Genomic DNA, 320 nt, shown 5'->3' with positions numbered 1-320 from the left:
GGGGCGTACGCGGGGCGGGGAGATTGCTCCGGCGTCTGCGCCGGAGCGGGCGTCGGGACTTCCTCAGGCTGCGGGGCCGGCGGGTTCGGCGGGACTGTTGGGCACGGGTAGTTATAGTCGAGGCCTCCGGCGGTGAATTGGGTCAGCGTGATGGTCCCGCCGGGTGTGAGCGGTTTGGACGCGCAGTTCGTCTGCGCGGACGCCGCCGCTCCGGGAATCCAGTTCTTGAGCCTGTTCAGGTTGCTGCCGGGATCAATGCTGCCGGCAATTTTTCCGAACTGGTAGGCGGTGGAGTAGATCCCGACGTCGGCCCCGATGCT

At 67.5% G+C, this 320-nt stretch carries 1 pseudogene; it reads right to left on the bottom strand.

The features are described from left to right. Positions 1-320: pseudogene (locus AC1DES_RS19265) on the bottom strand (hypothetical protein); the annotation flags it as partial.

The organism is Arthrobacter sp. 05T442 (assembly GCF_056395945.1).
Note: the sequence above shows the minus strand (reverse complement) of the source record. Positions and strands in the feature narration are given on the sequence as shown.